The 24,260-nt window shown below is 58.5% G+C and carries 30 protein-coding genes; 6 read left to right on the top strand and 24 right to left on the bottom strand.

Annotation, left to right across the window (positions count from 1 at the left end; all coding sequences use genetic code 11):
• Positions 1–7 precede the first annotated feature (7 nt).
• The 14 genes from rplR to IWX85_RS15715 form a co-directional block, all read right to left on the bottom strand.
• The gene (gene rplR, locus IWX85_RS15650) at positions 8–373 is read right to left on the bottom strand and encodes a 50S ribosomal protein L18 (protein ID WP_011799765.1); all 366 of its coding nucleotides are present in this window, start codon (positions 371–373) and stop codon (positions 8–10) included.
• 11 nt (positions 374–384) lie between these two features.
• Entirely contained in the window at positions 385–918 is a 534-nt protein-coding gene (rplF, locus tag IWX85_RS15655) for a 50S ribosomal protein L6 (RefSeq protein WP_036806699.1), read from the bottom strand.
• Between the two features lie 24 nt (positions 919–942).
• Positions 943–1,338: a 30S ribosomal protein S8 gene (gene rpsH, locus IWX85_RS15660; protein ID WP_036806701.1), complete on the bottom strand. Its 396-nt coding sequence runs from the start codon at positions 1,336–1,338 to the stop codon at positions 943–945.
• An 18-nt stretch (positions 1,339–1,356) separates the two neighbouring features.
• A complete protein-coding gene (gene rpsN / locus IWX85_RS15665) occupies positions 1,357–1,662 on the bottom strand; it encodes a 30S ribosomal protein S14 (protein WP_036806703.1) in 306 nt (101 codons plus the stop codon).
• 9 nt (positions 1,663–1,671) lie between these two features.
• Positions 1,672–2,211: a 50S ribosomal protein L5 gene (gene rplE / locus IWX85_RS15670; RefSeq protein WP_011799761.1), complete on the bottom strand. Its 540-nt coding sequence runs from the start codon at positions 2,209–2,211 to the stop codon at positions 1,672–1,674.
• Positions 2,212–2,213: 2 nt separating this feature from the next.
• Positions 2,214–2,534 (bottom strand): 50S ribosomal protein L24, encoded by a 321-nt coding sequence (gene rplX, locus IWX85_RS15675; protein WP_196870344.1) that lies wholly within the window; start codon positions 2,532–2,534, stop codon positions 2,214–2,216.
• Positions 2,535–2,546: 12 nt separating this feature from the next.
• Entirely contained in the window at positions 2,547–2,915 is a 369-nt protein-coding gene (gene rplN, locus IWX85_RS15680; RefSeq protein WP_007869247.1) for a 50S ribosomal protein L14, read from the bottom strand.
• Between the two features lie 414 nt (positions 2,916–3,329).
• On the bottom strand, positions 3,330–4,925 hold the full coding sequence (locus tag IWX85_RS15685) for a glycerol-3-phosphate dehydrogenase/oxidase (RefSeq protein ID WP_036806708.1): 1,596 nt from the start codon (positions 4,923–4,925) through the stop codon (positions 3,330–3,332).
• A 133-nt stretch (positions 4,926–5,058) separates the two neighbouring features.
• Positions 5,059–6,789, bottom strand: coding sequence for an ABC transporter substrate-binding protein (locus IWX85_RS15690; RefSeq protein WP_196870345.1), 1,731 nt, complete (start codon positions 6,787–6,789; stop codon positions 5,059–5,061).
• Between the two features lie 96 nt (positions 6,790–6,885).
• On the bottom strand, positions 6,886–7,194 hold the full coding sequence (locus tag IWX85_RS15695; RefSeq protein ID WP_196870346.1) for a DUF2160 domain-containing protein: 309 nt from the start codon (positions 7,192–7,194) through the stop codon (positions 6,886–6,888).
• Between the two features lie 12 nt (positions 7,195–7,206).
• Positions 7,207–8,019, bottom strand: coding sequence for a carbohydrate ABC transporter permease (locus IWX85_RS15700; RefSeq protein ID WP_036806714.1), 813 nt, complete (start codon positions 8,017–8,019; stop codon positions 7,207–7,209).
• Positions 8,012–8,905 carry a carbohydrate ABC transporter permease gene (locus IWX85_RS15705; protein WP_036806716.1) on the bottom strand — a complete coding sequence of 298 codons (894 nt, stop codon included), beginning with the start codon at positions 8,903–8,905 and terminating at the stop codon, positions 8,012–8,014. Before IWX85_RS15705 ends, IWX85_RS15700 begins: the two co-directional genes overlap by 8 nt.
• On the bottom strand, positions 8,902–9,978 hold the full coding sequence (locus tag IWX85_RS15710; protein WP_196870347.1) for an ABC transporter ATP-binding protein: 1,077 nt from the start codon (positions 9,976–9,978) through the stop codon (positions 8,902–8,904). Before IWX85_RS15710 ends, IWX85_RS15705 begins: the two co-directional genes overlap by 4 nt.
• A gap of 1 nt (position 9,979) precedes the next feature.
• Positions 9,980–11,056: an ABC transporter ATP-binding protein gene (locus IWX85_RS15715; protein WP_196870348.1), complete on the bottom strand. Its 1,077-nt coding sequence runs from the start codon at positions 11,054–11,056 to the stop codon at positions 9,980–9,982.
• Between the two features lie 171 nt (positions 11,057–11,227).
• Here IWX85_RS15715 and IWX85_RS15720 point away from each other — a divergent pair, with 171 nt between their 5' ends.
• The 4 genes from IWX85_RS15720 (at position 11,228) to IWX85_RS15735 (ending at position 14,915) form a co-directional block, all read left to right on the top strand.
• Positions 11,228–11,995 (top strand): DeoR/GlpR family DNA-binding transcription regulator, encoded by a 768-nt coding sequence (locus tag IWX85_RS15720; RefSeq protein ID WP_036806722.1) that lies wholly within the window; start codon positions 11,228–11,230, stop codon positions 11,993–11,995.
• 39 nt (positions 11,996–12,034) lie between these two features.
• On the top strand, positions 12,035–13,528 hold the full coding sequence (gene glpK, locus IWX85_RS15725) for a glycerol kinase GlpK (RefSeq protein ID WP_196870349.1): 1,494 nt from the start codon (positions 12,035–12,037) through the stop codon (positions 13,526–13,528).
• A 76-nt stretch (positions 13,529–13,604) separates the two neighbouring features.
• Positions 13,605–14,444: a pyrroline-5-carboxylate reductase gene (proC, locus tag IWX85_RS15730; RefSeq protein WP_196870350.1), complete on the top strand. Its 840-nt coding sequence runs from the start codon at positions 13,605–13,607 to the stop codon at positions 14,442–14,444.
• A gap of 255 nt (positions 14,445–14,699) precedes the next feature.
• Positions 14,700–14,915, top strand: a complete 216-nt coding sequence (locus IWX85_RS15735) for a hypothetical protein (RefSeq protein ID WP_036806724.1) — start codon at positions 14,700–14,702, stop codon at positions 14,913–14,915.
• A 116-nt stretch (positions 14,916–15,031) separates the two neighbouring features.
• Here the strand turns inward: IWX85_RS15735 and ubiA are convergent, their stop codons facing one another.
• The 6 genes from ubiA to IWX85_RS15765 all read right to left on the bottom strand — a co-directional run bounded on the left by ubiA (position 15,032) and on the right by IWX85_RS15765 (position 21,012).
• On the bottom strand, positions 15,032–15,889 hold the full coding sequence (gene ubiA / locus IWX85_RS15740; RefSeq protein WP_036806726.1) for a 4-hydroxybenzoate octaprenyltransferase: 858 nt from the start codon (positions 15,887–15,889) through the stop codon (positions 15,032–15,034).
• A 164-nt stretch (positions 15,890–16,053) separates the two neighbouring features.
• Complete coding sequence (locus IWX85_RS15745; protein WP_036806728.1) at positions 16,054–16,578, bottom strand: Dps family protein; 525 nt, start codon at positions 16,576–16,578, stop codon at positions 16,054–16,056.
• Positions 16,579–16,689: 111 nt separating this feature from the next.
• A complete protein-coding gene (locus tag IWX85_RS15750; protein ID WP_036806729.1) occupies positions 16,690–17,646 on the bottom strand; it encodes a LysR substrate-binding domain-containing protein in 957 nt (318 codons plus the stop codon).
• 230 nt (positions 17,647–17,876) lie between these two features.
• On the bottom strand, positions 17,877–18,380 hold the full coding sequence (locus IWX85_RS15755; RefSeq protein WP_036812651.1) for a hypothetical protein: 504 nt from the start codon (positions 18,378–18,380) through the stop codon (positions 17,877–17,879).
• Positions 18,381–18,632: 252 nt separating this feature from the next.
• Positions 18,633–20,720, bottom strand: coding sequence for an ATP-dependent DNA helicase RecG (gene recG / locus IWX85_RS15760; RefSeq protein ID WP_196870351.1), 2,088 nt, complete (start codon positions 20,718–20,720; stop codon positions 18,633–18,635).
• A 70-nt stretch (positions 20,721–20,790) separates the two neighbouring features.
• A complete protein-coding gene (locus tag IWX85_RS15765; RefSeq protein WP_304609504.1) occupies positions 20,791–21,012 on the bottom strand; it encodes a hypothetical protein in 222 nt (73 codons plus the stop codon).
• Between the two features lie 207 nt (positions 21,013–21,219).
• Between IWX85_RS15765 and IWX85_RS15770 the strand changes: the two genes are divergently transcribed.
• Together IWX85_RS15770 and IWX85_RS15775 are read left to right on the top strand one after the other, a co-directional pair.
• On the top strand, positions 21,220–21,672 hold the full coding sequence (locus tag IWX85_RS15770; RefSeq protein WP_196870352.1) for a hypothetical protein: 453 nt from the start codon (positions 21,220–21,222) through the stop codon (positions 21,670–21,672).
• A gap of 65 nt (positions 21,673–21,737) precedes the next feature.
• The gene (locus IWX85_RS15775; protein WP_196870353.1) at positions 21,738–22,292 is read left to right on the top strand and encodes a hypothetical protein; all 555 of its coding nucleotides are present in this window, start codon (positions 21,738–21,740) and stop codon (positions 22,290–22,292) included.
• Between the two features lie 509 nt (positions 22,293–22,801).
• On the opposite strand, the gene IWX85_RS15780 is transcribed toward IWX85_RS15775, so the two are convergent.
• From IWX85_RS15780 to IWX85_RS15795, 4 genes are all read right to left on the bottom strand, one after another.
• Complete coding sequence (locus IWX85_RS15780) at positions 22,802–23,056, bottom strand: DUF5615 family PIN-like protein (RefSeq protein ID WP_196870354.1); 255 nt, start codon at positions 23,054–23,056, stop codon at positions 22,802–22,804.
• On the bottom strand, positions 23,053–23,271 hold the full coding sequence (locus tag IWX85_RS15785) for a DUF433 domain-containing protein (protein WP_196870355.1): 219 nt from the start codon (positions 23,269–23,271) through the stop codon (positions 23,053–23,055). The genes IWX85_RS15780 and IWX85_RS15785 overlap by 4 nt, the downstream gene beginning before the upstream one ends.
• A 169-nt stretch (positions 23,272–23,440) precedes the next feature.
• Entirely contained in the window at positions 23,441–23,836 is a 396-nt protein-coding gene (locus IWX85_RS15790) for a PIN domain-containing protein (RefSeq protein WP_196870356.1), read from the bottom strand.
• On the bottom strand, positions 23,833–24,075 hold the full coding sequence (locus tag IWX85_RS15795) for an AbrB/MazE/SpoVT family DNA-binding domain-containing protein (protein WP_196870357.1): 243 nt from the start codon (positions 24,073–24,075) through the stop codon (positions 23,833–23,835). The genes IWX85_RS15790 and IWX85_RS15795 overlap by 4 nt, the downstream gene beginning before the upstream one ends.
• Positions 24,076–24,260: the final 185 nt, after the last annotated feature.

A 24,260-nucleotide genomic window follows, 5' to 3' on the forward strand; every position in this document is an offset into this window, starting at 1 on the left:
AGTCTGCTTAGAACTGCAAACCAGCTTCGCGAGCCGCATCAGCCAGCGCTTTGACGCGGCCATGGTACGCAAAACCGGCGCGATCGAACGCCACTTTTTCTACACCTGCTGCTTTTGCCTTTTCAGCAATACGCTTGCCAATGGCCTGCGCAGCAGCAACATTTCCACCCTTGCCCGAGCCGCCAATTTCATTGCGCACTTCCACTTCAGCCGTGGAAGCAGACGCCAGAACCTTGGTGCCATCGCCAGAAATAACACTGGCATAAATATGCAGATTGGTACGATTCACTGACAGACGGGCAACGCCTTGATTGGCAATGCGAATACGGGTCTGGCGTGAACGGCGAAGGCGCTGCTCTTTTTTGGTCAACATGGTGCAGCTCCTTATTTCTTCTTGGTTTCTTTGATCGTGATTTTTTCATCCGAATAACGGATGCCCTTGCCTTTGTAAGGCTCGGGAGGACGAACTGCGCGCACTTCAGCGGCAATCTGGCCTACACGTTGGCGATCGGAACCCTTGATGACTACTTCGGTGGGCGTCGGGGTGGCGACCGTGATGCCAGCAGGCATCGCCATGACCACAGGATGCGAATAGCCCACCGTGAGGTTCAGCTTGTCGCCCTGCGCCTGGGCCTTGAAGCCCACGCCGACCAGGTTCAGCTTTTTCTGGAACCCTGTCGTGACACCGACCACCATGTTGTTCACGAGCTGACGCATCGTGCCGCTCATGGCATTGGCTTGACGGGAATCGCTGGCCGGCACAAAAGTCAGCTTGCCGTCTTCGCTCTTGATAACGACATGGGCGTTTTGTGTCAGCGCCAGGACGCCGAGAGCGCCCTTGACATTGATCTGGTCTTCTTTGATTGCGATGTCCACACCTGGGGGGATGGAAACCGGCATTTTTGCTACACGAGACATTTCAGTTACTCCTCAATGCCGCCGTTAGGCCACGTAGCACAACACTTCGCCACCGATACCGGTAGCGCGTGCTTTGCGATCAGTCATGACACCTTGGGGCGTCGTGACAATTGCCACACCCAGGCCATTCATGACCTGGGGAATGGCGCCATGGCCTTTGTACACACGCAGGCCGGGGCGGCTGACGCGCTCGATGCGCTCAATCACGGGCTTGCCTGCGTAATACTTCAGGGCGATTTCCAACTGGGGCTTGCCATCGTTTGCCTTGACGGAGAAGCCATCAATGTAGCCCTCATCCTTCAAAACCTGCGCAATGGCGACTTTGACTTTTGACGAAGGCACCAGCACAACAGCTTTTTCAACCATTTGTGCATTGCGGATGCGTGTCAGCATGTCGGCGATAGGATCACTCATACTCATCTGGGGTTCTCCTATTGCTTACCAGCTTGCCTTGGTGATACCAGGGATATCACCAGCAAAAGCCAACTCGCGGATCTTGGCACGAGCCAGGCCGAATTGACGGAACGTACCACGCGGGCGACCGGTGATGGCGCAGCGGTTGCGCTGGCGCGTCGGGTTCGCGTTGCGGGGCAACTTTTGCAGTTCTTGACGGGCCAGATGGCGCTCGTCATCGGTACGCTTGAAATCATTGGCGATTGCCTTGAGTTCAGCGTGTTTCTTGGCGAACTTGGCGACGAGCTTGTCGCGCTTCAGTTCACGTTGCAGCAGGGCTTGTTTTGCCATCTTGCGCCTTCAGTTCTTGAACGGAAAACGGAAGGCGGTGAGGAGGGCTTTGCACTCTTCATCGGTCTTGGCCGTTGTGGTGATGCTGATATTGAGACCGCGCAAGGCATCAACCTTGTCGTACTCGATTTCAGGAAAAATGATCTGCTCTTTCACGCCGATGTTGTAATTGCCGCGGCCATCGAAGGCACGGCCGGAAATACCACGGAAGTCACGGACGCGGGGCAGGGCCACGGTCACGAAACGATCGAGGAATTCATACATCTGCACGCCGCGCAGCGTGACCATGCAGCCAATCGGCAGGTCTTCGCGGATCTTGAATCCGGCGATAGCCTTCTTGGCCTTGGTCACTACAGGCTTCTGACCTGCAATCTTGGCCATGTCGGCCACGGCATTGTCCATGACCTTCTTGTCGGCAACCGCCTCGCTCACACCCATGTTGAGCGTGATCTTGGTGATGCGCGGCACCTGCATGGGTGTCGTGTAGCCGAATTTTTCAATCAGGGCTGGCGCGATTTTCTCGCGGTATTGATCTTGCAAGCGTGCCATGTTTATGCAGCCTTAATTTCTTCGTCGCTGGACCTGAAGACGCGCGTTTTCTTGCCGTCAGCCAACAACTTGATACCAACACGATCCGCCTTGCCCGAAGCCGCATTGAAAATAGCGACATTGGACTGGTGAATCGGCATGCTTTTTTCAACAATGCCACCTGTGGTGCCCTTGAGCGGATTGGGCTTGGTGTGTTTTTTCACCAGGTTGATCCCGTCCACCAGCACATAGCTGTCATCGACGCGTTGCGTGATCGTGCCGCGCTTGCCCTTGTCGCGACCGGTGATCACGATGATCTCGTCGCCTTTGCGAATTTTGTTCATTGCCTTTGGTCCTTACAGAACTTCAGGAGCCAGGGACACGATCTTCATGAACTTTTCAGTGCGCAGCTCGCGCGTCACTGGTCCAAAGATACGGGTGCCGATAGGCTCCAGCTTGGCATTGAGCAGCACCGCTGCATTGCCGTCGAATTTGACGAGCGAGCCGTCACCGCGGCGGATGCCCTTGGCGGTGCGAACGACCACAGCACTGTAAACCTCGCCTTTTTTGACGCGGCCACGTGGAGCGGCTTCTTTGATGCTCACCTTGATGACATCACCAACGCTGGCGTACCGGCGCTTGGATCCGCCCAGCACCTTGATGCACATCACGGACTTGGCACCCGTGTTGTCAGCAACATCGAGTTTGGATTGCGTTTGAATCATTTAAATTGGTTCCCAACTTGCACCAGCATTGGCAGCTTGCTGTATGCAAACCACCTGCCAATCAGTCTTGGGCCCGTCGTCCACACTGCAAACCACTTGCAATGCTTCCCGCTGGGCAGAAGTTCCTCGCCTTTTAGAGCGAAGCCTACGATTATCACGAAAGTAAAAGCACGTGTCAACCTTGTTCGTAAAAATATTCGCTCCAATGGTCTTTAATGCTCAGCTGACCTCAGGCATCAGTCTTCTGCCGGGCAAAACAAACGGAGCCGTATCCGACTGAATAAGGAATTTCAGATTCAAATCAGCCATTGGCGCAATGCCAGATTGTTTAAACAGCTATTGAAAGCATAGCAACTAGACACGACCAGACAGCTCGACTTGCAGACCACGCTGTGTCATTCAACCCACGCGGGCCTACTCAAACGGAGCAGGCACCGTCAGGTACTGCTCGCACAGCTTCAAAAACGAAGGCAGTTGTGCGTCGATTCCGTTTTCCTGCTGGAGTAACGCGGCCACTGTCGGTGCCAGGGTACGCGCCAATGCCGCATCAAGGAACAGCAGACGGGAGCGCCGTGCCAGCACATCTTCCACGGTCCGTGCGTATTCGTAGCGCGCCGCAAAGCGCACCATGGCTTCACTCAGGCCGCCGCCCAGTTCCTTGTCAGCGCCGCGCATGGCCTGGACCGCGCCTGCCTCGCTGCCATACAGGTGCAGCCCGGGGGCGCTGCTGATCGGCACGCTGGACCCCTGCGCCCCGACCAGTCGCAAATGTTCGGTCTGCAGTCCAGTGCGGGCCGGCATCAGTCCAACGGCAAAGCATTTTTCGAGCACGTCGGCGGCCATGGCGCGGTAGGTCGTCCATTTGCCGCCGGTGACGGTGACGAGGCCGCTTTTGCTGACCAGCACGGTGTGCTCGCGCGACAAGGACTTGGTGCGCTCAGCGTCGTCATCGGCCGGTTTGACCAGCGGCCGCAGGCCGACCCAGATGCTCTTGATGTCGGCAAGGCCTGGCGCGCGGCTCAGGTAACGGGCCGACTCGCGCAGGATGAAGTCGATTTCTTCACGAAACGGCAGCGGCTCACGCGCCAGGTCACGGCGCGGCGTGTCGGTGGTGCCCAGGATGGTCTTGCCCAGCCAAGGCACGGCAAACAGCACCCGGCCATCGGCCGTCTTGGGAATGAGCAGGGCGTGGTCGGTTGGGAGGAACTCGCGGTCTACCACGATGTGCACGCCTTGGCTGGGGGCAACCATTGGCTTGGCGTCCCGGCCAGTTGCCTGACCATCCTGCAGGCGCAATCGGTCCACCCATACCCCGGTGGCATTGACCACGCAGCCTGCATGCAACTCATGGACATGGCCCGTTTCCCGGTCCTTCACCCACAAGCCGGTGACCCTGCCATCTTCGTGGATCAAACGGGTGACCACGCAGTAATTGACCAGCAGCGCGCCCTGACGGGCCGCCGTGCGGGCCAGCGCCAGCGCCAGCCGCGCGTCGTCAAACTGGCCGTCCCAGTACTGCACTCCGCCCTTCAGTCCCCGGGACTCAAGCGTCGGCAGGTTCTCAAGAGTTTTGCGCCGGCTTAAAAAGGCAGTCGGGCCCAGCCCTGCCTTGCCGGCCAGCGCGTCATAAATCTTCAATCCAATCCCGTAGAAGGGCGCTTCCCATACCTTGTAGGAAGGCATCACGAACGGCAGCGGCTGCGCCAGGTGGGGCGCATTGGCCAGCAGCGTGGTGCGCTCCCGCAAGGCTTCGCGCACCAGCGTGATATTGCCCTGCGCCAGATAGCGCACCCCGCCGTGCACCAGCTTGGTAGATCGCGAGGACGTGCCTTTAGCAAAATCATCGGACTCGACGAGCACCACACTGAAGCCCCTTGCCGCAGCATCCAGCGCCACACCCAGCCCCGTTGCACCGCCTCCCACGATGGCGATGTCGTAGTGATGTGGCTGTGCGAGCCGGGAAAGAAGCTCCCTCCGAACGGTCGGCAATGGTGGTGTATCAGTTGACATAGTGAGAAATATTCGATTTGAAGTTCAAAGAGCTACCCGCCAGAGCTGACATATGCACTCAGTCGCTGGTGAAAAAGGCCGTGAAAGTCACACCTGCACGGCCTTTTCGCTCGATATTTCGCCAAAAGGCGTGCTAGCGGACTTTGCCGTTTTTCCAGGCCGTTAACAGGGTGTCGTAGGCGATGGTTTCACCCTTTGGCTTCTCGTTGGCCAGCTTTTTCCATGGTGCACCTTTGTCGCTTAGCCATTTACTGGCGTCGCTCTTGGGATTCAACTTGGGTGGGCAGTTTGCCATGCCAGCCCGCTCAAGGCGCGCCATCACGGCGTCCATTTCCTCCGCAAGGTTATCCATCGCCGCCTGTGGGGTTTTTTCACCCGTCACTGCTACGGCAACGTTTTTCCACCACAGCTGAGCCAACTTTGGATAATCAGGAACGTTCGTGCCGGTAGGCGTCCACGCCACGCGGGCCGGGCTGCGGTAAAACTCGACCAAGCCGCCCAATTTCGGCGCCATGTCAGTCATCGCCTGCGACCGAATGTCGGACTCGCGAATTGGCGTCAGACCGACCACAGTTTTCTTCAATGACGTTGTTTTCGCCGTCACAAACTGCGCGTACAACCAAGCCGCAGCGACCTTATTAGCGTCATGGTTCTTGAAAAACGTCCACGAGCCGACGTCCTGGTACCCATTTTGCATGCCCTGCTTCCAGTAGGGACCATTCGGGCCAGGCGCCATGCGCCACTTCGGCGTGCCATCCGCATTGACCACCGGCAGACCAGGTTTGATCATGTCGGCCGTGAAGGCGGTGTACCAGAAAATTTGCTGCGCGATTTGGCCCTGGGCCGGTACCGGACCGGCTTCGCCGAATGTCATGCCAACGGCTTCTTTGGGTGAATACTGCTTCATCCAGTCGATGTACTTGGTGAGCGCATAGACCGCGGCTGGCGAGTTGGTTGCGCCACCACGAGAGACGGAAGCACCCTGCGGTGTACAGCCGTCTGCCGAAGCGCGGATGCCCCATTCATCAACCGGTTTTCCGTTCGGAATCCCGATGTCCGCTGAACCGGCCATGGACAACCAGGCATCGGTGAATCGCCACCCCAATGAGGGGTCTTTCTTGCCGTAATCCATGTGGCCATAAATGGCTTTGCCATCGATATTTTTCACGTCGTTGGTAAAGAATGCGGCGATGTCTTCGTAGGCACTCCAGTTCAATGGCACACCCAGGTCGTAGCCATACTTCGCTTTGAACTTGGCTTTTAACTCGGGTTTTTCAAACAAGTCGGCACGGAACCAGTACAAATTGGCGAACTGCTGATCAGGCAATTGGTATAACTTGCCATCAGGGCCTGTTGTGAAGCTGGTGCCGATGAAATCCTTCAGGTCCAGTCCCGGATTCGTCCACTCTTTGCCGCTGCCCGCCATGTAGTCGGTCAAATTCATGATTTTGCCGTAGCGGTAGTGTGTGCCGATCAAGTCAGAGTCCGTAATCCATCCGTCGTAAATCGATTTGCCCGATTGCATTGAGGTTTGCAGTTTCTCAACCACATCGCCCTCGCCGATCAGGTCATGAGTGACTTTGATACCGGTAATTTCTTCAAACGCCTTTGCGAGTGTTTTTGACTCATATTCATGCGTTGTCAGCGTTTCGGAAACAACAGAAATCTCCTTGATGCCTTTAGCCTGCAACTTTTTAGCAGCCTCAATGAACCACTTCATTTCGGCTGCTTGTTGCGTCTTGGAGAGGGTTGACGGTTGGAATTCACTGTCAATCCATTTTTTGGCCGCCGCTTCGTCAGCCCAACCCGGGCCCGATGCGGCGCATGCCATCGCTACAGCCAACACGGAATATTTCAATTTCATTGCCAGTCTCCTCAGATCAAAGAACCCCTGTTTAGAAGGCAGCAACGGCTCCAGGGGCTAAACAAACCGTCGCTTTACTTGTTGAGGTGCCCAGGGCTACCCCTTGCGCATGATGAGTGCCAGCAGGCCCATTGAAATAACAAAGCTGATCCAAATGGACGGATCAGCCTCCAAGCGCAACCACTCCGCCATCCAGCCGCTCAGACCGACAAAAGCCAGATTGGTATAGGCTGCGGCCAACAAACCGATGAACAAGCGGTCGCCGCGTGTGGTTTGGATGGGCAAAAAGCCCTTGCGCAATATCGTTGGGGATTTAATTTCCCAAACCGTCATGCCCACCAGCATCAGCCCGATGCAGGTAAAAAATACAGCCACTGGTGTGGTCCATGCCATCCATTGGTACATAGAGACCTCCTGTTAGACGCGGCCCATCGCGAAACCCTTCGCGATGTAATTCCGAACAAACCAAATCACAATCGCGCCCGGCACGATGGTGAGAACCCCGGCGGCAGCCAGGGTGGCCCAGTCCATGCCCGACGCCGAAATGGTTCGCGTCATCGTGGCGGCAATGGGTTTTGCATTGACACTGGTCAAGGTGCGCGCCAGCAGCAATTCCACCCAGCTGAACATGAAGCAGAAGAACGCAGCGACGCCCACACCGGCCTTGATCAAAGGCAGAAAAATCTGGACGAAAAAGCGGGGAAAGGAGTAACCGTCGATGTAGGCCGTTTCATCGATTTCTCTTGGAATGCCACTCATGAAGCCCTCAAGAATCCACACAGCCAGAGGCACGTTGAACAACAGGTGCGCCAGCGCGACAGCCAAATGGGTGTCCATCAGACCGACTGAACTGTAGAGTTGGAAAAATGGCAACAAAAACACGGCGGGCGGGGTCATGCGATTGGTCAGCAACCAGAAAAAAACGTGCTTGTCGCCCAGAAAACTGTATCGGGAAAACGCATAGGCCGCAGGCAGCGCCACAGTCAGCGAAATCACCGTGTTGATCGCCACGTAGATCATGCTGTTGATGTACCCCGAGTACCAGGCAGGATCGGTCAGGATGGTTTTGTAGTTATCCCATGTGAAATGACTTGGAAACAGGGAGAAGCCGGCGACGATCTCGTTGTTGGTCTTGAAAGACATGTTGACCATCCAGTAAATGGGCAGCAAGGCAAACACGAGATAGGCGATAAGGAACAACGTCCTTTTCTGAAACTTTGGCTTATTCATGACCGCCTTCCTTTTCCTGGGTGCCAACGCGTTGCATCCAGTTGTACAAAATAAAACACAGCAGCAAGATGATCAGGAAATAGATCAACGAAAAAGCAGCAGCGGGTCCAAGGTCAAACTGACCCACTGCTTTTTGCGTCAAAAATTGCGACAGGAAGGTCGTTGAGTTGCCAGGGCCCCCACCCGTCAGCACAAAGGGCTCGGTGTAGATCATGAAACTGTCCATGAAGCGCAGCAGCACTGCAATCATCAACACACCGCGCATTTTTGGCAGTTGCACATAGCGAAAGACATCCAGCTTGCTTGCACCGTCAATGCTGGCCGCCTGGTAATACGCGTCGGGAATTGAGCGCAAACCCGCATAGCCTAACAAAGCCACCAGCGGCGTCCAATGCCAGACATCCATCAACAGCACCGTGAGCCAGGCATGTGTGGCGTTGCCTGTGTAGCTGTAATCAATCCCCATGCCCTGCAAGGCGGCGCCCATGAGGCCAATATCGGTGCGACCAAAAATCTGCCAAATCGTGCCCACCACATTCCATGGAATCAGCAAGGACAGTGAAACGATGACCAGAACCGCAGAAGACTTCCAGCCCGTGGCAGGCATCGACAAAGCCAGCAAAATGCCCAATGGCAGCTCGACGGCCAAGACCGAGAACGAGTAAATCAACTGCCGCAACAGCGCGCCATGCAACTCTTTATCGCGCATGATCGCGGCAAACCACTCCGTGCCCACAAAAACCCGTCGGTCCAGTGAAATGATGTCTTGCACCGAGTAGTTGACGACGACCATCAACGGCAGGATGGCCGAAAAGGCAACGCAAATCAGGACGGGCAGAACCAGAAACCACGCTTTCTGGTTCACCGGCTTGATGGTGGTGCTCATTGCACAATCTCCTCATTCTTGTAAAAGCAAGTGTGTTCGTCCATCACCTTCAACCAGATGGGTGCCCCAATCGTCAATTGTTCGGTGTCTGACGACAGGCGCGCTTTGACGGTGCGGCCAGCGCAGGTGGCACTCAACATCACGTGTGTTCCGACGTCTTGCACATGAGCCACTTTCATTTCCAGCGCGCCTGTGGCGTGAGCAGGGGCCAATGACACGTATTCCGGCCGAATGCCGACCTTGATATCCCCTTCAGGCAGGGTCCGCCCTGGCGGAAACGCGAGCGTTTGACCCGCCAAATCAATACCCTTCGGGCCCGACACGCCCGGCAAAAAATTCATGCCCGGCGAGCCAATGAAATGGCCTACAAAAGTGTGACTCGGACGCTCGAACAGGTCCGCAGGCGATCCCACCTGAACCGCTTTGCCTCGCGTCATGACGACCACTTGGTCAGCGAAGGTCAGTGCCTCCACCTGATCGTGCGTGACGTAGATCAGCGTCAATTTCAGCTCATGGTGAATTTGCTTGAGTTTGCGACGCAGCTGCCACTTGAGGTGCGGGTCAATCACCGTCAGCGGCTCATCGAATAAAACCGCTGATACGTCAGGACGAACCAGTCCGCGTCCCAGCGAAATCTTCTGCTTGGCGTCGGCCGACAGGCCGGACGCTCGCTGGTTGAGTTGCCCACTCATTTCCAGCATCTCCGCAATTTCACCGACGCGCTTGCTAATTTGCTCTTTCGGCATTTTGCGGTTTCGCAAAGGAAAGGCCAGGTTTTCTGCGACCGTCATGGTGTCGTAGATCACCGGAAACTGGAACACCTGCGCGATGTTGCGCTGCTGAGGCGTGGCGCGGGTCACATCCCGGCCATCAAAGCTCACCTGCCCCTGGGAGGGGGTGACCAGTCCGGACATGATGTTGAGCAGTGTGGTCTTGCCGCACCCTGAAGGTCCGAGCAAGGCGTAGGCGCCACCATCTTCAAACGCCATCTTCAAGGGCAGCAGTGCGTAATCGCTGTCCTGCTGGGGACCGGGTTTGTAGGCGTGCGCCAGATCAAGTTCTATGCGAGCCATATCAGCGTCCTCCGCCCCGCACCGGAGACAGCAGCAGCATTCCCTGGGTGTCAAATACATAGACTTGTGCCGGGTTGAAATAAAGCGGCACTTGCACACCCCAATCAAAATAATGAACACCGGTGAGCTGCGCCACAAGCTCGCCCACCGATGTTTTCAGATAGACAAAGGTGTCCGAGCCCGATATTTCAGCCAGTTCCACCTTGCCCATGAGAGTGACATCACCTTCTCCCGCCTTTACCCGCAGGGAGCCGGCGCGCATGCCAACGGTCAACTGCCGCGATTGGGTTGCAGGCAGTGCCAATTGCAGCAGCGGCCCAGCGTCCAGTTGAACGCCGCCAGCGGCCGCTGCGTTGGCCGATATCAAGTTCATCGGTGGATCACTGAAGGCCCGCGCCACGCGAAGTGACTTGGGTTGGTGGAACACCTCGGACGTCGGGCCGTACTGCAACAACTCACCCGCATCCAATACAGCGGTATAGCCTCCCAGCAACAGCGCCTCGCCAGGCTCGGTGGTGGCATAAACCACAGTGGAGTCGCCTGCCGAGAAAAGGTCCGTCAACTCGTCGCGCAACTCCTCCCGCAATTTGTAGTCCAGGTTCACCAGGGGTTCATCGAGCAGCATCAGCGGCGCGCCCTTTGCCAACGCACGCGCCAGGGCGACGCGCTGCTGCTGTCCCCCGGACAACTCGGCTGGCAGGCGATCAAGAAACATTTCAATATGGAGTTTTTCCGCCAGTTCGCGCACCCGCTGGTCGATGTTGTTGTCCCCGCGCAGTTTCAGGGGCGACGCGATGTTGTCGCGCACTTTCATCGACGGGTAATTGATGAACTGCTGGTAGACCATGGCGATATTGCGGTCACGCACTGGCACGCCCACCACACTCTTCCCGTCTACCTTCACTTGGCCGCTGGAAGGCACATCGAGTCCCGCCATGATGCGCATCAGGCTGGTCTTGCCGGATTGCGTTGCCCCCAGCAGCACTGTGACCGCCCCGCTCAAGGGCGCCAGGCTCATCTCGTACAACCACGTTTGAGGCCCGACCTTTTTGCTGATGCTCTCAAGAGTCAATTGCATCGCGCCACCTTTACTGAAGAGAATGAAAAATCCGAATTGAATATTCGCTTGAACAAATTATTATTCGTTTTGATTCGTTTTTACTCAGTAATTACCCCATACAAATTCCTTTTGTTTCGTTTTAAAGTGGATTCACTGCTCATGGATCCCTCTTTGACATAAAACACAAGAATGAACCCCAACCCCAGACAACTCAAACTGCTTGCCGTGGTTCAGGCCCACGGCTCTGTCAAGGTGGAGTTTTTGGCTGACACCCTTGGCGTGACGCTGCAAACCGTACGCCGCGACATTCAGCGCATGGCTGACGAGGGTTTGCTGACGCGCTTTCACGGCGGGGTTCGTATTCCAAGCTCCACGATCGAGAACATCGCCCATCCGCAACGCGAAAGTATGAATTTGCAAGGCAAGAAACGCATTGCCAAAGCGGTCGCATCAGCGGTGCCCAACGACTGCTCGCTCATTTTGAACATTGGCACCACCACGGAAGCCGTGGCGCGTGCCCTTCTCCACCACACCGGGCTGCGGGTGATCACCAACAACCTCAAGGTGGCCATCATCCTGAGCGCCAATCCTCAATGCGAAGTCATTGTGGTGGGTGGCGTGGTTCGGGGCCGCGATCAGGGCATCGTTGGCGAAGCCGCTGCAGATTTCATTTCCCAGTTCAAGGTGGATATCGCCATCATTGGCATTTCCGGCATTGAGGACGACGGCTCGCTGCGCGACTTCGACTACCGGGAGGTCAAGGTGTCACAAACCATCATCGCCCACGCACGCGAGGTCTGGCTGGCTGCTGACTTCAGCAAGTTCAACCGACCGGCCATGGTCGCCGTCGGGCATTTGTCGCAGATTGACAGGCTGTTCACCGACGCGCTTCCACCCGAGCCTTTTCCCGCCTTGCTGGACGAGGCGCAAGTGCGTTGCGACTTTGCCGCCTCCTGAAACACGTCGCCTTGTTGGCCCCTTTACTGATTGATCACCATGACTTATCTACTTGCACTGGACCAGGGCACCTCCAGTTCGCGCAGCATCGTATTTGACGCCGCTGGCCACATCGTGGCCCAGGCCCAACGCGAGCTGAACCAGATCTATCCCCAGCCTGGCTGGGTTGAACACGACCCGCAGGAAATCTGGCGTACCCAACTCGCCACCGCCCGTGAAGTGCTGCTCAAAGCCGGCATTCAAGCGAAAGACGTGCGCGCCGTTGGCATCACCAACCAGCGGGAGACCACGGTGGTGTGGAATCGTCGCACGGGGCAGCCCATCCACCACGCCATCGTCTGGCAAGACCGCCGCGCAGAACCAACCTGCATTGCACTGCGTGAAAGCGGCCTGGCGCACACCATCCTGCAAAAAACAGGCCTGCTGGTGGATGCCTATTTTTCAGGCACCAAACTCAAATGGCTGCTGGACAACGTACGCGGCGCACGACAACTGGCCGAAAACGGAGAACTGGCGTTTGGCACGGTGGACAGTTGGTTGATCTGGTGCCTGACCAAGGGCACGGTGCATGCCACCGATGTGAGCAACGCAGCGCGCACCATGCTGTTCAATATCCACACCAATCAGTGGGACCCGGAATTGCTCAAAGCCCTGGACATTCCGGCCGCCATGATGCCCGTCGTTCATCCTTCCAGTGCGCACTTTGGCGAGGTCAGCCCCGACCTGTTGGGCCATGCCATCCCCATCGGCGGCGTCGCCGGGGACCAGCAAAGTGCCTCGTTCGGCCAGGCCTGCTTCAAGGCCGGCATGGCCAAGAACACCTACGGCACCGGCTGCTTTTTGCTGATGCACACCGGCACCCAGTTCCAGCTGTCGGACAACGGCCTGCTGACCACCAGCGCGGCGCAAATCAGCGCGCAAACCGAATTCGCCATGGAAGGCAGCGTGTTTGTCGGCGGCGCGGTGGTGCAGTGGCTGCGCGACGGCATCAACGCCATCAAGAGCAGCGCCGAAGTCGAGACATTGGCGCAAAGCGTTCCCGATTCGGGCGGCGTGATGATGGTGCCGGCCTTCACCGGCCTGGGGGCGCCCTACTGGAAGCCCGAGGCCCGTGGCATCATCACCGGCCTGACACGCGGCACCACGGCGGCGCACATTGCACGCGCCGCGCTGGAGAGCATTGCCTATCAAAGCGCGGCGCTGCTGCAGGCGATGGGGCGCGATGCGGTCAGCGCCGGGGCGGCGCCGGTGTCCGAGCTGCGCGTGGACGGCGGGGCCTGCATCAACGACCTGCTGATGCAGTTCCAGGCCGACCTGCTGGGCATTCCGGTGGTGCGCCCCGTCGTGACGGAAACCACCGCCCTGGGCGCCGCCTGGCTGGCGGGGCTGTCCAGCGGCGTTTACCGCAACACCGACGAGCTGGCCAGCCTGTGGCGTGCCGAGCGCACCTTCTGGCCCACGCTCAGCAGCACGCGCGCGGCCGAGCTGATGGCCCAGTGGGAGCATGCGGTGCGGCAGACGGTGCTGCAGTAAGGCGGCGCTGCACGACAATCAAGGACCCGGCCCGGCCCTGGCAGTGCCGCCCTCATTTTTTAGCGAGACCATGCGCATGCAGACCCACACCGCCGACAGCAGCACCGACCACATCGCCTTCATTGGCGGCGGCAACATGGCCAGCGCCATCATCGGCGGACTCCTAAAGTGCGGCCTGCCGGCCCGCCAGATCCACGTGGTCGAGCCCTTCGCCGAACAACGGGCCAAACTGGTCCAGCAGTTTCAGATTGAAGCCAGCGAAGCCCCGGGGGCTTCGCTGGGCCGCGCCAGCCTGGTGGTCTGGGCTGTCAAGCCCCAAACCTTCCGCGAAGCGGCCACGCAAACCCGCGTCCATGCCTCGGGCGCCCTGCACCTGAGCGTGGCCGCCGGCATCCGTTCCGACACCATTGCCAGCTGGCTGGGCAGCGAACGCGTGGTGCGCGCCATGCCCAATACCCCGGCGCTGATCGGCCAGGGCATGACCGCCCTCTTCGCCCGCCCCGCCGCAAGCGCCGATGACCGGCTGGACGTGGAGCGCGTGGTGCAGACCATGGGCGAGTTTTTGTGGCTGGACCAGGAAACGCAACTCGATGCTGTGACGGCCCTGTCCGGCTCCGGCCCGGCCTATGTTTTTTACTTCATCGAGGCCATGATCCAGGCCGGCACCGACATGGGCCTGAGCCGCGCGCAGGCGCACCAACTGGCGGTCGGCACCTTTGTCGGCGCTTCGGCATTGGCGCATGAAGCCACCGAGCCGCCTGACGTGCTGCGCGCGCGCGTGACCTCCAAAGGCGGCACGACCTACGCGGCGCTCAGTGCCATGGATCAAGGCGGCATCAAGGAGAAGTTCATGCAGGCCATGCAGGCGGCACGGCAACGCGCCATCGAGATGGGCGATGAATTCGGCGCAGCCTGAAGCAGGTCAAGCATGTAAAAAGGCGTTTGCGCAATAGCCACCCTTACATACAGCTATATTTTTCATAGCATTTTGCGCTGCTGGCCCGTGGCGCCAGGCGCCTCAAAAACAAATGCAAAACTCGTAAAAATCCCGTCAACCGGCCGACGCAAGGCTACGTTAAGCATTCACGAACGTGCAGCTTGTCGCCAGCCCGCCAGAAAGGCGACCCGGCCCTACGAACGTAATGACTTTACAAACACCCCGGAGCACCCCATGAAAAAATTCCTGTCCCTCCTTGCCAGCGCCGCTGTCCTTGCCATGCCTTTGGCTTTGATTTCCACGCCGGCCGCAGCCCAGACGGCCGCAGCGCCTGCGGCCCCCGTGGCTGCGCCTGCCGCCAAGGCCAAGCACACCAAGGCCGTGGTCAAGCACAAGGCCAAGCATGCCAAGGTCAAGGCAAAAGCCAAAATGGCCCCGAAAGCCGCCTGACCTGCAAACGGACGCATGGCTGGCTGCACCGGCCAGTTGAGGTCTTGCAAAAGCCCGCGATGCGCGGGCTTTTTTACGGGCGCACTTGGCGCAACAGGCAGGCCAGTCCCACCGCCTCATTGGCCCCAGTACGACAGCACAATGCCGGCAAACACCGTGAACCCCAGCCAGTGGTTCAGGCGAAAAGCCTTGAAGCAGCCATCGCGCTCACGCTTGCGGATCAGCCAGCCGTGCCACAGCGCCTGCAGCAGCGCCAGGCCAATCGCTATGCTAAAAATAGCTGACTGCGCCCGTCCATCAAGCGCAAAAGCCCAAATCGATATAAAAATCAGGTAGCTGAGCATGACGCCGGCCACGTCGAAACGGCCCAGCGTGATGGCCGAGGTTTTCATGCCGATCAACAGGTCATCGTCCCGATCGACCATGGCGTATTCGGTGTCATAGGCAATCACCCAGAACAGGTTGCCGAGCAGCAGCACCCAGGCCACAGGCGGCACGCGCGACTGCACGGCGGCAAACGCCATCGGAATGCCGAAGCTGAAGGCCACGCCCAGCACCGCCTGCGGCATTGATACATAGCGCTTGGCATACGGGTAGGCCAGCGTGACGGCCAGCGCGGCAAACGACCAGGCAATGGCGGCCGCATTGGTCGTCAGCACCAGGCCGAACGCCAGCAGCACCAGCACCGCGCCCAGCGCCAGCGCTTGCTTCACCGACAGCGCGCCGGTGGTCACCGGCCGCTGCGCCGTGCGCTTGACATGCCGGTCGAACTCCCGATCCGCCACGTCATTGACGCAGCAGCCCGCGCTGCGCATCAAAAACGTTCCCAGCGTGAAGACGCTGATCAGGTGCCAGCCCGGAAAGCCGTGCGACGCCACCCACAGCGCCGACAGGGTCGGCCACAGCAGCAGCAGCCAGCCGGCCGGGCGGTTCCAGCGGATCAACTGCAAATAAAGAGCCCCCACGCTTTTCACTTCGTGTAATGCGCTGCCCCCCGAGGGGGCTGCTGCGCCTGCGGTCCGGCAAAGCCGGTCCCGCGGCCCCTGCTGGTCTGGGGAAGGAGCCCCAGCGCCCGCTACTGGGCCTGTGCTGGCTTGGGACGGCCCGTCACCGCGCCGATCAGATCCCATCTTTTTGGTTACTCTTCCAGCAGCGAACGCAGCATCCACGCGGTTTGCTCGTGCACCGTCATGCGCTGGGTCAGCAGGTCGGCGGTCGGCTCGTCGCTGGCCTTGTCGGCCATGGGGAATAACTCGCGCGCGGTGCGTGCCACGGCTTCGTGGCCCTGCACCAGAATGCGCACCATTTCCATCGCCTTGGGCGGCACGACCGGCACGTCCGGCACGGTGGCCAGCTTGGTGAACTGCGCATACGAGCCCGGCGCCGGATGGCCCAGCGAGCGAATGCGTTCGGCCACCGGGTCCACCGCGTTCCACAATTCGGTGTACTGCGTCATGAACATCGTATGCAGCGTGTTGAACATCGGCCCGGTCACGTTCCAGTGGAAATTGTGGGTCGTCAGGTACAGCGTGTAGGTGTCGGCCAGCAGGCGGCTCAGACCCTGCGCGATGGCCGCTCGGTCTTTTTCACTGATGCCGATGTTGATCGCCGGAGCGCCTCGAACGGCTGCGCTGGCAATGGTTTTAACAGGAGTTTTGGCCATGGTGTTTTCCTTTAGAAGTCAATGGGGGGGATCGATAACCATACGCAATCGACATCAACCGTGCAAAAGTCAAGGTCTAGGCGCGCAATAGGTTGTGCGCAGGCGCGCCTTTCAGGACAGCCGGATGACGCCCGGCAGTTCGCAGGCATAAATTGCATTGCGCAGCGCGGCAATGGCTTCGTAGCGGGTAAAACTGCGGCGCCAGGCGAGCACCACGCGCCGCGTCGGCACATGGCCTTCGAACGGCAGGTAGCGAATGTAGGAAGGCTGGTCCGGGGACGTGTCCTGGCCGCTGAGCGACAGCGCCGCCTTGGGCACGCCCAGGCGCGGCACCAGGGTGATGCCCATGCCGGCGGCCACCATGTGCTTGATGGTTTCCAGCGACGAGCCTTCAAAGCTCTTGTTGATGCCCTCGGCGCTGCTCGAAAACCGGGCAAATTCGGGGCACACCTCCAGCACATGGTCGCGAAAGCAGTGGCCGGTGCCCAGCAGCAGCAGGGTTTCCTTTTTCAGCTCCTCGGCCGTCACGCTGCTGCGCGCGGCCAGCGCATGGCTGCTGGGCACGGCGGCCATGAAAGGCTCGTCGTACAGCGGCGCAATCGCCAGGTTGGTGTCGGGAAACGGTTCGGCCAAAATCGCGCAGTCAATCTCGCCGGTGCGCAGTTCTTCGAGCAACTTGACCGTGAAGTTTTCTTGCAGCATCAACGGCATCTGCGGCGTTTTTTCGATGATCTGGCGCACCAGATCGGGCAGCAGGTAGGGGCCAATCGTGTAGATCACGCCCAGCCGCAGGCTGCCGGCCAGCGGGTCCTTGCCGCGCCGGGCGATCTCGCGGATGCTGTCGGCCTGCTCCAGCACGCTTTGCGCCTGGCGCACGATTTCCTCGCCCAGCGGCGTCACGGTGATTTCGTTGGCGTTGCGCTCGAACAGCTTGACCTGGAGTTCTTCTTCCAGCTTCTTGATGGCCACGCTGAGCGTCGGCTGCGACACATGGCAGGCTTCGGCGCCCCGGCCGAAGTGCCTTTCTCTCGCCACGGCGACGATGTATTTGAGTTCGGTCAGCGTCATGGGGCTATTGTGCGGCTTTCATCGTCAGGCCTTCGCACAAAAGAGAAACCGGGTGCAGCCCGTCCGGCGCCACAAAAGCGTCGGATTGCCTGATTTTTAAGCCAAATCGCCCTCCAGCGCAGGCGGATCTTGCGCAAGCAGCTATCTTAAATATAGCGCCTGCCCGCCATTTGGTGGCAGCTTTCGGCGCCAGCAGCAAGGCCTTTTGCGCCATGCCCAGGGCGCAAGGATTACTCGAGCTTTTTGTCCTCGCTTTTGGCTTCCTGCATCGCCTCCGGTTCCAGTTCTTCGGCGGAACGGTTGAGCCGGATGAACACCCCCCACCCGGCCAGCAAGAGCGCCACTGAAATCAGGATGCTTGCCGCATAGGGAAGTTGCGACAGATCATCATGCAAGGCCTTGAAGGTCGCCACCAGCCCTTCGACCGCCAGCGCAATCACGATGACCACGAGAAACCGCGACAAATAGCGCCGCACCCGCGTCGGCGCACTGATCTGCGCGTCGCGAATGACTTCTTCCTCGACGATGGTCTGGGCAATCTGCAGCGCCACGACAGCCACGGCAATCAGCCCAATGGCCTCAATGATGCCCTGCGCCGCCGCGACGTCCAGGCCGCTGGCCAACGCATGCCAGCCGGAATTTGTAGCAATGGCAATCAGCACCAGTGACGCGCACATGAACAACATGGCAATCAGGGCGTGCAGCGAGGCGAACAGGCGCAGAAGGGCTTTCATGCTGGCATGGTAGCGGTGGCTGGCAGCATGTTCAATGCCTGTCAATTTATGACACAACCTTTTGCAGGGGCTCTCAAGAATCGAGTCAAACAGGTTTGGACCGGCTGCCGGGCCTGGACACAGCAGGGTGAAAAAGGGTGGTTGGTTTGCTGCCCTTGCACGGATGCTCGAAGAAAAATCACGCGTTGAATGCAAAAAATCGAAACTTGTGCCGCTTGTCCCGCTGCGCGAACATGGGTTTAAACGCAGTGCTCATGCCTTCAAAAATTCCGCCTTGCCGCCCAGCCAGCGGAGCACATGGCGCTCTGCCAGCTCAGGATGCTGATTTAGCATCAGCGGCGCCACTTCCCGCGCCCAGGCCAGCAGCCCGGCATCGGTTTCCAGATCCGCAAACCGCAGCATCGCCGCCCCCGACTGGCGCGATCCCAGAAATTCGCCCGGTCCGCGAATCTCCAGGTCGCGCCGGGCAATTTCAAAGCCGTCACCGGTTTCGACCATCGCTTTGAGCCGCGCCCGCGCCACCTCGCCCAGCCGGGGCGCGTCGCCGGTCGAATACAGCAGCACGCAGGCCGACGCCGCCGCGCCGCGCCCGACCCGGCCGCGCAACTGGTGCAACTGGGAAAGGCCAAAGCGCTCGGCATGCTCGATCACCATCAGCGAGGCGTTCGGCACATCGACGCCGACCTCGATCACTGTGGTGCTGACCAGCACCGCCATCACGCCGTCAGTGAACAGGCTCATCACGGCTTTTTTCTCGGCTGGCGGCATGCGCGAGTGCAGCAGGCCGACCAGCACGTCGGGCAGCGCCTCGCTGAGCGCCGCATGCGTCTGGGTGGCGTTGACCAGGTCCATGGACTCACTTTCCTCGATCAGCGGGCAGACCCAGTAGATCTGCCGCCCTTCGGCAATCTGCGCCTGGATGCGGGCCACGACCTCGTCGCGCCGGGCGTCGTTCACAACCTTGGTGACGATGGGGGTGCGGCCGGGCGGCAGCTCATCCAAAGTGGACACGTCCAGGTCGGCGTAGTAGCTCATGGCCAGCGTGCGCGGAATCGGCGTGGCGGTCATCATCAGGAGGTGCGGCTCCTGGCCGCCGCCCGTCATCTTGCTGCGCAGGGCCAGGCGCTGGGCCACACCGAAGCGGTGCTGCTCGTCGATGATGGCCAGCGCCAGGTTCTTGAACACCACCTTATCCTGGATCACCGCATGGGTGCCGATGACCAGGCCCGCCTGGCCGCTTTCGATCAGCGCCAGCATCTGCCGGCGCTCCTTGGGTTTCTGGCTGCCGCTGAGCCGGGCAGTGGTAATGCCCAGGGGTTCGAGCCAGCTGATGAGCTTGCTGAAATGCTGCTCGGCCAGGATTTCGGTCGGCGCCATCAGGGCGCACTGCCAGCCGGCGTCGATGCAACGGGCGGCCGCCAATGCGGCCACCACGGTCTTGCCCGACCCCACGTCGCCCTGCAGCAGGCGGTGCATGGGAATGCTCTTTTTCAGGTCTGCTTCAATTTCAAGGCCGACTCTCTGCTGCGCGCCGGTCAGGCGAAACGGCAGGCGTTCGAGCAATTGCGACTGCAGCGTGCAGTGCGTGCCGCGCATCACCGGGCCATTCAAGGCCGGCGCGCGCATGGCGGCGCGCACGCGCCGGGCCTGCAGCTGGGAGATTTGCTGGGCCAGCAGCTCCTCGGCCTTCAGACGCTGCCAGGCCGGATGGCTGCGGTCTTCGAGCGTTTGCAGCGCCGCATCGGGCGTGGGATGATGCAAAAACTGTAGCGCCTCTCGCAGGCTGGACAAGCGGAGCGGCAGGTTTTGGGTCAAAAACTGCGCTGGAATCGTCTCCCGCAGGTCGGCGCGCGCCAGGCCGCTGAGTACCGCCTTGCGCAAATACACCTGCGGCAGGCCAGCCGAGGTCGGGTACACCGGTGTCAGCGCGCCGGGCAACTCGCCGCCGGCCAGCTTGAAGTGCGGATGCATCATTTCCCGGCCCAGGAAACCGCCGCGCAATTCGCCCCGCACCCGTACCCGGGCGCCCACGCTCAGGGTCTTCTGGTGTGACGGGTAAAAATTCAGGAAGCGCAACAGGCAGGTGTCGCTGCCATCATCGACCGTGACCAGCAACTGCCGTCGCGAGCGGATCAGCACTTCGCTGTGCGTGACCTCGCCTTCGATCTGCACCACATCGCCATCGCGCGCACCGGCCAGCTGCACGATGCGGGTTTCGTCCTCGTAGCGCAGCGGCAGGTGCAGCGCCAGGTCGATGTCGCGGCGCAGGCCGAGTTTTTGCATGGCTTTCTCGGGAAAACTCAAGGGCTTGGCGGGCGGAAGTGCGGGCAAAGAGGTCATGCAGGGATTTTGCCCGCTACACCCGGCATCGGACACCAGGGCGGCGGCATCGCTCACTCTTTGAGGTCGGTTACTGACGGACTTTGACATTTGCCGCCACAGCCAGCGCGATCACCACATCGCACACCGTCTTGCGGTCTTCCATCGGCAGCGTCATGTAACGCGCCAGCATGTCGCGGTCTTGCATGGTCAGCACCGACATATCAGTCCCTGAGTCCTGCGCCTTGAAGGTTGGCGCCAAGGTTCCATAACGCAACTCGTCCGGACTCACATGCAGCCAGTCGGCCAGCACGCGCAGTTTGTCTTGCGTGGGAATGGATTTGCCCAGTAGCCAGTTGCGTGCGGGGTTGGGCGCGATGCGCTTGCCTCAAAAACGCAAGCTGAAATCGTTAGCCACGAGTGAAGGTGACAGCCTTGTGTAAACACTTTGAAAGTTATGTTTTTTATAGTTACAGGTTACATTCGTTGACGAATCGTCCACAGCCAGTAAGAGCGTTTGATGGCGGTCGTTGGAAAAACCTGCTTTGGATGGCGAGCAGGTCAAAAGCAGGCAAGACCATCACAACACGGATTTCAAGGAAGTTTCATGAGAATTAGTCAATCTATCAAGAGTTTTGTTGCGTCTATGACGGCGATTTCGATCCTGGCTGGATGCGCTACTGCTGGTAAAGATGTGGTCGGAACCTATGTCTCACCTACGCAATTTTCCAGCTACGACTGCGAACAAGTTAGGCAAGAGATGATGCGTGTCTCTAGTCGCGTCAATCAGTTGTCGGGTCGCCTTGATGAAGCCGCAAGCAATGACAAGGCAATTGGCGTAGTGGGCGCGCTTTTGTTTTGGCCAGCGCTTTTTGCGCTGGGGGGCACCAAAGGGCAGGAAGCTGAGTTGGGTCGGCTAAAAGGTGAGTACGACGCCCTGCAAGGTGTCAGCACTCAGAAAAAATGTATTTGATCGTCAAAGATCCTCAACCCGCTCGACATGTACGGAGTCGCAAATAAAAATCAACGAAAACGGAAATGAAAAATATTTATAAATTTATAAGCATTGCCCTCGCGTTCCTAATTGCAGGTTGTGCAACTCCTGCGCGCGTCGATCAAATGACGGCTTCGGGGGGATTGTCTCGAACCGTTCCAAAAGACTCTCCGCTTAGAGGCAGTATCGGCATCAAGGATGTGACCGGCGGCAGGGAGACCAATCCAATGTGGGTTTCGAATGTTTCAAGTGCTGATTTTGAAAGAGCTTTGGAAGACTCACTTCGAACTGCCGGCCTCCTAAACACTGTACCCAGTTCAGGGCGCTTTCAATTGATCGCCGACTTGGTACGACTTGACCAACCTATACTTGGTTTCGACATGACGGTAACCGCCGCTGTTCACTATTCAGTCGTGGAGCGCAGTACAGGTAAGGAAATCTATACCCGCGTCATTCCCACCCCGTTCACCGCCACGGTAAGTGATGCTTTCGTAGGCGCGACGCGTTTGAAAATAGCCACAGAGGGAACCATCAAAAAGAATATCGAAGCTTTGATTGATGAACTGATCAAATTACAGATTCAAGTTTCGATGAACTAATTACAGATTCACAAAGTCAATAAGTAATCGTAAGGGTCGGGTTAATGAGGTTCAGATTCAGATTCAGATTCAGATTTATCGGAGTCTGAGCCGCAAACCCAAACCAGCAGCCACAGACACCGCCAGCACCACTCCCGATTAATTTATGAAAAACAAGGCTGCGGCCCTTGTTAAATATGCATAACAAGCTATCGAAAAAGTAGCAAGGTGCCGCGACAACGGTGCCTCACCCTTGAGTTGCCAACTGATGACTCAAATCGGACTCTTCACGGTTTGCGCGGCGAAGTACAGCGTATCGAGGGAAATATTGATTTTATCGTTTCACGCCACAGGGCCAATGGCGACATGCGCTAACGTGAATTTTTAAGGCACAGTCAAGACCTGAAAAGCCGAACCATTTTGTACGAAATCTCGCCAACTACGTACTCAAGCAGACACCATTTCCACGGATGCCAGATCGTTGTTCACGAGCGCTTCGGCGATCGCATCCCTGTTCTCATTCAGCACTTTCAGAGTAGCGACCAAGACTGATTCAAGGTCATGAGGCGGATAACCTTGGGGGGCTGACCCCAAACAAGTAACAGCTCCTGGAAATCTGCATCCGGGGTGGCGATGACGTAACCGTCAGCTCTGGCCCTTTGCCACACCTCTTTGTCTGATGCGGACTCCATACCAAGCAAAACCACCTGGTTACTGCCGGGGTAGTCATGCTGCAAAAACGGCACCAGTCGCCGCGACAAATTCTCGCCTGGCAGCAACTTCATTGCGCCCTCAGGGAAACCACCTGATGCTCCCTCTCGGCCGCATACGCCAGTACGGCAAGAATGTCTTCAGCGGCCAGTTCCGGAAAATCGTCCTGTATTTCCTGCTGGGTCATGCCGCTCGACAACATCGACAGAACGTCATAAACAGTGATGCGCAAGCCGCGAATACAGGGCCTGCCACCGCGTTTGCCCGGTTCCAGCGTGATTCTGTTCATATCAAACTCCATATCTGATTTGCGAAAAATTGATTTTGCATCACGGCTCCAGAAGGATGCTGGGCATCTGAAGGTGAATCAGTCCGTAGCCTTTGCCATCCGGGCGCAAGCAGCTATGAAATCATGAGCAACTTGCGCTATTCAAAAACCGTCATTGACCGGCCAAGCCTCACTGCACCAAGGTCATCGCACAATGCTTGACGGCACCCCGGTCAAACGTCATCGTTCGCGAGCAACCAGAAGCTGCGGCGGATCGCTCAATCAAACAGTCAGCAAAGTCCGCTGCACTGGCGCGGTACAGGCGAAGTGCGCGCCACACCACCTCCGCGTTTTCCACTTGAATTTCTTTGGTCAGCAGCAGCGTCTCCAGTGCCTGCACGACTTGGCTGCGCACCAGATCAAAGGCCGAAGACAGTACCCACACCAGTTCAATCAATGCGACCAGCGGCACAAATCCAGGCTCATCAACCGTCAAGGACTCTATCAGCGCTGTGGCAAGTTCGGCCTGTGGGGCATCGTCCTGCATGATGTAGCGCACCAGCACATTGGTGTCGAGCCCGATCATCGCGCAGCGGCCCCGCGTGCGGCAATCACCGCGTTCATCTCCTCAATGGAGACACTTTTAACGGGCTTGCCAAACATTCCCTTGAGATCGGTCACAGAACGCGTCGCGGCGATAAATTCATAGCGGCCCTCTTGCACTTGTACGAACTCGATGCGATCACCTGCGCTGACCTTCAAGGCTTCCCGGATGCGGGCCGGAATGGTGATTTGTCCTTTGCTTGTCACGGTTGCGCTTGTCATTGATGGGCTCCTTTAGTGCCTTACTATAAAGTAAGGATTACGGAACCACAACCGCTTGGCCAGTTGCACAACATGGAACCGGCCCACATCACCGGTGGCTGTCAAGGAAGTTGTCGCCTGAAGTGAAGTGAGTCAGGCTACTTTTTGCGTGTTTCGAAGCTCCTTGATTTGTGGGGTTTCTGGGT

Origin of the sequence: Polaromonas sp. CG_9.11 (assembly GCF_015752225.1) — a bacterium.
GTDB lineage: Bacteria > Pseudomonadota > Gammaproteobacteria > Burkholderiales > Burkholderiaceae_C > Polaromonas.

Bases quoted from the DNA above. Each gene is read 5' to 3' on its own strand.
- rplR (WP_011799765.1), bottom strand. From the start codon at position 373: ATGTTGACCAAAAAAGAGCAGCGCCTTCGCCGTTCACGCCAGACCCGT.
- rplF (WP_036806699.1), bottom strand. From the start codon at position 918: ATGTCTCGTGTAGCAAAAATGCCGGTTTCCATCCCCCCAGGTGTGGAC.
- rpsH (WP_036806701.1), bottom strand. From the start codon at position 1,338: ATGAGTATGAGTGATCCTATCGCCGACATGCTGACACGCATCCGCAAT.
- rpsN (WP_036806703.1), bottom strand. From the start codon at position 1,662: ATGGCAAAACAAGCCCTGCTGCAACGTGAACTGAAGCGCGACAAGCTC.
- rplE (WP_011799761.1), bottom strand. From the start codon at position 2,211: ATGGCACGCTTGCAAGATCAATACCGCGAGAAAATCGCGCCAGCCCTG.
- rplX (WP_196870344.1), bottom strand. From the start codon at position 2,534: ATGAACAAAATTCGCAAAGGCGACGAGATCATCGTGATCACCGGTCGC.
- rplN (WP_007869247.1), bottom strand. From the start codon at position 2,915: ATGATTCAAACGCAATCCAAACTCGATGTTGCTGACAACACGGGTGCC.
- IWX85_RS15685 (WP_036806708.1), bottom strand. From the start codon at position 4,925: ATGTCAACTGATACACCACCATTGCCGACCGTTCGGAGGGAGCTTCTT.
- IWX85_RS15690 (WP_196870345.1), bottom strand. From the start codon at position 6,789: ATGAAATTGAAATATTCCGTGTTGGCTGTAGCGATGGCATGCGCCGCA.
- IWX85_RS15695 (WP_196870346.1), bottom strand. From the start codon at position 7,194: ATGTACCAATGGATGGCATGGACCACACCAGTGGCTGTATTTTTTACC.
- IWX85_RS15700 (WP_036806714.1), bottom strand. From the start codon at position 8,019: ATGAATAAGCCAAAGTTTCAGAAAAGGACGTTGTTCCTTATCGCCTAT.
- IWX85_RS15705 (WP_036806716.1), bottom strand. From the start codon at position 8,905: ATGAGCACCACCATCAAGCCGGTGAACCAGAAAGCGTGGTTTCTGGTT.
- IWX85_RS15710 (WP_196870347.1), bottom strand. From the start codon at position 9,978: ATGGCTCGCATAGAACTTGATCTGGCGCACGCCTACAAACCCGGTCCC.
- IWX85_RS15715 (WP_196870348.1), bottom strand. From the start codon at position 11,056: ATGCAATTGACTCTTGAGAGCATCAGCAAAAAGGTCGGGCCTCAAACG.
- IWX85_RS15720 (WP_036806722.1), top strand. From the start codon at position 11,228: ATGAACCCCAACCCCAGACAACTCAAACTGCTTGCCGTGGTTCAGGCC.
- glpK (WP_196870349.1), top strand. From the start codon at position 12,035: ATGACTTATCTACTTGCACTGGACCAGGGCACCTCCAGTTCGCGCAGC.
- proC (WP_196870350.1), top strand. From the start codon at position 13,605: ATGCAGACCCACACCGCCGACAGCAGCACCGACCACATCGCCTTCATT.
- IWX85_RS15735 (WP_036806724.1), top strand. From the start codon at position 14,700: ATGAAAAAATTCCTGTCCCTCCTTGCCAGCGCCGCTGTCCTTGCCATG.
- IWX85_RS15745 (WP_036806728.1), bottom strand. From the start codon at position 16,578: ATGGCCAAAACTCCTGTTAAAACCATTGCCAGCGCAGCCGTTCGAGGC.
- IWX85_RS15750 (WP_036806729.1), bottom strand. From the start codon at position 17,646: ATGACGCTGACCGAACTCAAATACATCGTCGCCGTGGCGAGAGAAAGG.
- IWX85_RS15755 (WP_036812651.1), bottom strand. From the start codon at position 18,380: ATGAAAGCCCTTCTGCGCCTGTTCGCCTCGCTGCACGCCCTGATTGCC.
- recG (WP_196870351.1), bottom strand. From the start codon at position 20,720: ATGACCTCTTTGCCCGCACTTCCGCCCGCCAAGCCCTTGAGTTTTCCC.
- IWX85_RS15770 (WP_196870352.1), top strand. From the start codon at position 21,220: ATGGCGGTCGTTGGAAAAACCTGCTTTGGATGGCGAGCAGGTCAAAAG.
- IWX85_RS15775 (WP_196870353.1), top strand. From the start codon at position 21,738: ATGAAAAATATTTATAAATTTATAAGCATTGCCCTCGCGTTCCTAATT.
- IWX85_RS15780 (WP_196870354.1), bottom strand. From the start codon at position 23,056: ATGAAGTTGCTGCCAGGCGAGAATTTGTCGCGGCGACTGGTGCCGTTT.
- IWX85_RS15785 (WP_196870355.1), bottom strand. From the start codon at position 23,271: ATGAACAGAATCACGCTGGAACCGGGCAAACGCGGTGGCAGGCCCTGT.
- IWX85_RS15790 (WP_196870356.1), bottom strand. From the start codon at position 23,836: ATGATCGGGCTCGACACCAATGTGCTGGTGCGCTACATCATGCAGGAC.
- IWX85_RS15795 (WP_196870357.1), bottom strand. From the start codon at position 24,075: ATGACAAGCGCAACCGTGACAAGCAAAGGACAAATCACCATTCCGGCC.